Annotated in this window: 6 protein-coding genes and 1 pseudogene; 5 read left to right on the top strand and 2 right to left on the bottom strand. The window is 34.2% G+C overall.

The annotated features are described in order from the left end of the window. Window positions 1–137: 137 nt before the first annotated feature. Both E4661_RS18750 and E4661_RS18745 read right to left on the bottom strand, forming a co-directional pair. Window positions 138–1,040, bottom strand: a complete 903-nt coding sequence (locus E4661_RS18750) for a pentapeptide repeat-containing protein (protein WP_136468998.1) — start codon at window positions 1,038–1,040, stop codon at window positions 138–140. Further along, the gene (locus E4661_RS18745) at window positions 1,037–1,492 is read right to left on the bottom strand and encodes a hypothetical protein (RefSeq protein ID WP_136468997.1); all 456 of its coding nucleotides are present in this window, start codon (window positions 1,490–1,492) and stop codon (window positions 1,037–1,039) included. The genes E4661_RS18750 and E4661_RS18745 overlap by 4 nt, the downstream gene beginning before the upstream one ends. A gap of 551 nt (window positions 1,493–2,043) precedes the next feature. Between E4661_RS18745 and E4661_RS18740 the strand changes: the two genes are divergently transcribed. The 5 genes and pseudogenes from E4661_RS18740 to E4661_RS18720 all read left to right on the top strand — a co-directional run. Then, window positions 2,044–3,339: a hypothetical protein gene (locus E4661_RS18740; protein WP_136468996.1), complete on the top strand. Its 1,296-nt coding sequence runs from the start codon at window positions 2,044–2,046 to the stop codon at window positions 3,337–3,339. Then, a complete protein-coding gene (locus E4661_RS18735; RefSeq protein ID WP_136468995.1) occupies window positions 3,336–3,623 on the top strand; it encodes a hypothetical protein in 288 nt (95 codons plus the stop codon). Before E4661_RS18740 ends, E4661_RS18735 begins: the two co-directional genes overlap by 4 nt. A 173-nt stretch (window positions 3,624–3,796) precedes the next feature. After that, complete coding sequence (locus tag E4661_RS18730; protein ID WP_136468994.1) at window positions 3,797–5,017, top strand: pentapeptide repeat-containing protein; 1,221 nt, start codon at window positions 3,797–3,799, stop codon at window positions 5,015–5,017. Window positions 5,018–5,243: 226 nt separating this feature from the next. Further along, complete coding sequence (locus E4661_RS18725; protein WP_136468993.1) at window positions 5,244–5,795, top strand: hypothetical protein; 552 nt, start codon at window positions 5,244–5,246, stop codon at window positions 5,793–5,795. Window positions 5,796–5,870: 75 nt separating this feature from the next. After that, window positions 5,871–6,203, top strand: a pseudogene (locus tag E4661_RS18720) (phage integrase SAM-like domain-containing protein); the annotation flags it as partial. Window positions 6,204–6,368: the final 165 nt, after the last annotated feature.

The following is a 6,368-nucleotide window of genomic DNA, read 5'->3' as shown; positions in this document are numbered from 1 at the left end:
TGCAGACTTTTGAGGATTCCATACTTTTAGCAAAAGAAAAGCTCATCGAATACAATGAGCTTAAAGGTTCTTTTCAAGTGTCAGATTAACCACAACTGTCAGGTTAAGTAGTGGCTAGTACACTTAAGGCTAACAAGTCAATCGGTTGATTTTTTTATAGAAATGTTATAGAGTTCAGAACTAATGAAAATAATGGCATTTTCTGAGACATATCCATTAAATATATTTAAATCAAAGTCCTTTGCATATTTTTTATTGAGCAGATTTTTGATACTCTTATATTCTTTTCCGTTCAATGTAATGTAGTTCAAATGAATATGCCTTTGTGATTGGTCATCCAATTTTTCTATCCATTTCGAGTCGCCAGAAACAGTTGTTGAGTTCAAGTTTGCACCAACAAGATAAGTCTCCCCCAAATCACACATTAAAAATTTTGCCCCCTGCAAATCTGCTCCAATAAAACTTGTTTTAATTAAACTACAGGCTGTAAAGTATGATTCTCTTAGATTAGTGCCGTAGAAGTCACTTCCATCTAAAATACAATTATCAAAAATGGTACGACCCAAGTTTGATTGATAAAACCAAGTGTTTTTAAATGTGAATTTTGAAAACTCTGTATAAGGCAAGTAGCATGACTTCAAATCGTTCTCATGATGGTTTAATTTTTGAAGTCTTCGGATATTACCCCTTATTCTATACATTGCTTCCTTTTCTTCCCATTCCCGATAATCATCGATTTCTTCCTCTAATCTTTCAATTTTCAACCTTCTTTCTTCAGATTGTTTTTCAATATCTCTTTTTTGATTTTTGTAATTGTCATAGATGGATAAAACAATACCAAAAATCAATAAGTCTCCTAAAACGCCATGAAGTTCCACGATTAAATTTTCTATAAACTCTTGATTTCCGAACCCACCATTTACCCATGTTAAGTCAATGGAGGTCAGTATGAATAACATCAAAATGAAAATAAAGACAAAAAAATAGGTTGTCTTGTGGATTCCAAATAAACGTGTTATTCTTTCTCTTAGGCTTTTCATAGAAAAATTTGTCTATTTAGAATCTCATTTCTTAATCTTAAAAGTATTTCTTGTTTGTCAAGAATTTCATACTGTTCTTTTTTGTCTAAAACAGAGGAGATTTCCTCAAAACTATAATGTTCGTCTCCAAAGTATAAGGAACGTATGTTTTCCGAAGGGTAAATGTGATATAAATCTTTAATCTTATCCTTATTTAAGTCTAGGTCTATTAAAGGGGAAAAATTATAGATTTCGTACTTGTAAAGTCTTTGTTTATTACTCCAAATAACCCACTTGTCCTTTTCATTAACATAACCCAGAATCTGAACTTCTTCTTTCAGGTTATATAGCTTATCAAAAGGTGAGGAAATATGTAATTGATTGAATATGCCCTTCGTCATTTTTTTATTATCAAGCTTGACAACACTGATTTTTATTGTTGTTTCATTAGTGAAGATTTTGCCAAAGTCCATTTTTTGTAGTCTTAGTTATTCTTGAAAAACTCGTTTTAGTGTAGCAGAAAGCTATCTTTTCTAATATGTTTGTTGAGATTCTGACAGGGGGGATATAAATATAAGGAATGACAAAGAAAAACATATAGATAAAACTGTATAGGGTCTTGTTTTGATATGCATATATTGATTAAACCAAGCCTGTCGTCACCAAAATGACCAAAAAGGTGGTAACATAATGGGTATATGTAGAATTATTATTCATAATACTATAATTCTGATATAATGATCTACAGTTTACCATTGTAACAATCTTATTGTACAGTGGTGGACACCTTTCTCTACTATTTGGGCATTTACATTCTTGTGATTCTAGTCTTAAAAGTACCATTTGACCTGCCTTAAACCCTTGCTGATACGTGGTTTAACTTACTATTTACTAATAGTTTATATTTTTGTGGCATCCATTTTTAAGTGGTATCTTTGCAATAGCTGAATCAGCTAATCTTCCACTAGATTTAACCATCATTTTTTAACGGTTCGACCAAGAACCTCCCAAATCTATTTTTACCATGAACAAGACTTTCTACAAGAGCGTTGTGCTTCCTATTGACCTAATTGAAGCGGTCAACAAAATCGGTTTCTCCATCATTAAAAGGCAAAAGGCTTTTCATTTCATCGACCTACTGGTTCGGGATTCCATACAGGAGCATGGTTCAATGTATGCCCTTGTCCCTTTTAGTGCCAATCTCTTCCGTGAGGTTTTCAATTCCAAATATCAAGAGTTTCTAAGACTTTTATTGGATACCGACATCGTACAATGTGATGAAAAGTATAGTAAGGATTCAGGCAAGTCAAAGTTTTACAGAATCAATCCAGATATTATCCAGAACATGGATACTACAGCCGAACAAAAGGTAAAATACACGTACAAGTATGTCCAAGACTTGAAAGAGGAAAAGTTCTTAAATGGTTTTGAGACCTTTTACAACAGCCTTGACATACCTTATGATGAACTTTACCATGCTATAGACGACCATGTGTACAACATCGGTGAGGATGGATTAAAGGTCAATTACTCAATTGAAGATGGCAAGCTCCCGATACTCCATGATGATGGGGAAATCAATTACGAATACAGAGACAGGGCAATCAAGAAAGCCTGTAAAGTGGGAAAGGAACTTATACAGGACGGTGATAAGTATTACATGGATACTGTAAAGGACTATTTGTCGGGCAAAAAGCACAGGATAATGTTGTCCTATACCCAATCGGTCAAGAACATGGAACAGGGAAGCCTATATGCCAAACGCAACAGGACGAACCAACGCCTTGACCACAACTTTACCACATTGCCAAAGACTTTGTTGAAGATAATAATGCATAAAAATGGTCTTGGGGAGATTGATGCCACCAATAGCCAGTATGCTATCTTGGGAAATATAATAAAGGATGTTGTGCATGACGGTTTTGTGCAAGATTCAACTGGTGGTGTATTGTATGAAGAAGTCCAGGGCGTTCTTGGCTGTGACAGGGACACGGCAAAGACCACAATGATGCAAGTGGTCTATTCCAAGCCGACCACAAAGAGTTCCGAAAAGGAAAAGATTAGGGAACGTTACCCTGAAATGATTGCATATGTCGATGATTACAAGGTCAAATGGGACTATAAACAGTTGCCGATAAAGATGCAGAAGGAAGAAGCCCTCATCTATGTGGACGGAGCTTTGGACAAGCTCTATGATTTGGGCATCAATTGCATTACAAAGCACGATTCAGTGATATTCTTTGAAAAGGATAGGAAAATCGTAAAAAGTGTCCTTGATGTAGTCTTGAAAGAAAAGAATTATATACTTGACCTATCATGAAAGAACTGAGTCAAGCTTACCAAAAAGGAACAAAGACCTACACACAGATTCGCTCTTCTTGTCGAGCCTATATCTATGAGGTAACTGATTCAAAAACTGACCATATCTACTATGAGGTATTCGAGAGAAGGTACAACAGACGTTTCGATTGCATCAGCTACCCAACTGATAAAGCATTCGGAAAATGGGCATGGTGCATATCAAGGGGAATAGACGATCAAAAGGCACTTAGAGTAGCCATTAAATGGTTTGAATTTCCTAATACAGAAAAAATTGCGGCTTGATACTCATTTATAAAAAAAACAATTTATTACTTTATAGTACAAAACAGTCGTTATTGCCAATTCTATTTCGTAAAGGTTATATTGATAATAACTGGAATGAAGCAAATAGGCAATTTATTATGTAACAAAGAATGCTGTAAGCAATAACCTAATGTTTTTTACTAGTTTTTAAAATGAGTTCTAAAATCGAAAGGAAGTTAAAAGCAAGATGGAAACATCAGGAAGTAAGAATATGGTTAATAGTAAAAACCATCAAATCGGGAAAAGGGGATTGGACTAAGTATTTAGGAAAATTTGAATGGAAAGAAAAAACTTTTCTCCCTCTTTCCTATGTTGGAGATTTGAAAAATCCAGGTGCCAATAAAAACCCCCAAGATCTGAGGGGAATAGAACTTGACAACATTGATTTTGATGGAGCAAACTTAACGGGCGTTAATTTTAAATATGCCTCGCTAAATGATGTGAATTTCACTAATTGCACGATACAGGGAATCGCTTCAAACTTTTCTAATTCTCATATTCTCTCTTGCAAATTTGAAAATTGCAACTTGATGCATGCAAAAATCAAGAAATCAATTATTAGCCTCAGCTCTTTTAAATCAGCGAATTTATACAATGTGGATTTAAGCAACTCAACAATTAGATATTCAGATTTATCTGATTCAAATATGATTCAAGCTAATCTTAAAAATGTAAATTTCTATTTATCCCCGTTGAGAAATGTAGACATTGATTTTAGCACAAAATTTGGACTGGATTATAATTGGAAAGTGTTTCAGCCGAAAGGTAAGATTCTATTAAATGAAAAAATTGTTAGGGATAAACCTAAGTATTTTTATGATGATGAAGACGAAGAATTTAAAGATAGAAGTGATGAATACAATCATACTGCATCGGTATATAGGGAATTAAAATTATCGGCAAAAAGGAAAGGTTTATATGAACTTGGAGGAGTTTTTCATTTTCATGAACAAAAGTGTTTAAGGAAAGCGTTTCAAAGTGACAAATACTCTCATACAAAATTTGCCTGGAAGCTATTAAATGAAATTATCACTGGATATGGAGAAAAACCTTTTAGAACTTTTCTAATCTCATTATTGGTGATTTTCTCATTCTCTTTCACATTTTTATTTTTTGGGTTTAATTATTTTGGTGAACCTGAACCAAGAATGGTAAAAAGAGAACTAGCATTATCACTTGATGAATTAATTCCAACATTTAACGATTTGGCCCTTTCCTTTTACATGAGTACAGTGACATTTACAACCTTAGGATATGGTGATGCGCATCCAATTGGCTTGACCAAGATTTTTGCAGGTATTGAAGCCTTACTAGGAATAATTTTGATTTCAATGTTTGTTGTAACGATTTCAAGAGTTACAATTAGAGATTAGTATTTGTAAAATTCCATTTAAGCCACTTTTTTCATCTTTTAATCTCTTAGTATAAAAATTCAAAAAATACTCTTCTATAATTACATTGCATCAGTTTTCTTTGGTCTGCTGAAATTTAGAGGGGGGAGGGAAGTTTTCGTTTTGAAATGGTGGGGGCTTTAATGGGGGCCTTTGAGTCAAGGGTATTTACTCTAAAAATGGATATATTGCATAAAAAGGCAACCCTATGGGATACTACGATGATCAGCCAGACCCAAAAAGACGAGGTTATGATTACAAAGGAAGATGGATAGGTAAGGAGAAATGGGAAAGGGAAACAAAGAATAGCGGGGGCGGTGGTATACTTGGCTTACTAGCATTGTTCGTTCTGTTTGGGCTTGGTTATTTCGTTTCTCAATCATCAAAGGATTGCAACGTTTTTTGCCAGATTAACAAATGGGCGACCAACACAACAAACAATATATTAGGAAAAGAGCCTCCCAAAATAGTTCAGTATAAAAAAATCATCAATACCAAACCTGGCGAGAATTGGATTATTGAAAGATATAAAAATGAAGGAAGTTCGTGGTATCAAAAATTTTGCGATAGCACACTCAAAATAATGCTTTGTGATGGGGCATTCATGAACAAGATGATTTTAAAGGATTCTGCTTGGGGGAGGGAAAGTGATTGGTCATATATCAACGAAAGACTTGAAGTGTATAACTTAAACATTGAATTAGTTAGGGAAGCTTATAATGTCTTGGAATTGAAACAAGAATATCCGATTGACAAATAAGTACTACTAAAACTACCTTACGTTTTATCATAACCCCATGACACTTTCCGACACCACAAGACCAATCAAGAAGCCTTTAACTTAAACGATATTACCTATACATGGGTCAAAGATTATAAATTGTTCAAAATCAAGAATGGAACGAATGAAGGAGGTATTAGCTATTATCTAAGAACCATTCGTACTATTCACAATGAAGCTATAAAAAGAGATTTGGGAGTAAAAGACACCAAACCTTTTAAAGGGCTGATTTCGAATATTCCAAGTGCTGAACATGATTTAAAAAGTTGGAAAGTCGAAGATATTCACAGACTTCAAAAATTTGAACATTCAAAGGCAACCGACAAAACCAAAGAAAGCATGCAAAGGGCAATTTTTTATGTTTCAAGTTGTTATCGGAGGGCATGATTTGATTGATGTTGCGAATTTAAGGTGGTCTAACATTAAAGTGTACTAGCCACTACTTAACCTGACAGTTGTGGTTAATCTGACACTTGAAAAGAACCTTTAAGCTCATTGTATTCGATGAGCTTTTCTTTTGCTAAAAGTATGGAATCCTCAAAAGTCTGCAAA

It is taken from the genome of Flagellimonas onchidii (assembly GCF_004804315.1).
Lineage (GTDB): Bacteria > Bacteroidota > Bacteroidia > Flavobacteriales > Flavobacteriaceae > Flagellimonas > Flagellimonas onchidii.
Note: the sequence above shows the minus strand (reverse complement) of the source record. Positions and strands in the feature narration are given on the sequence as shown.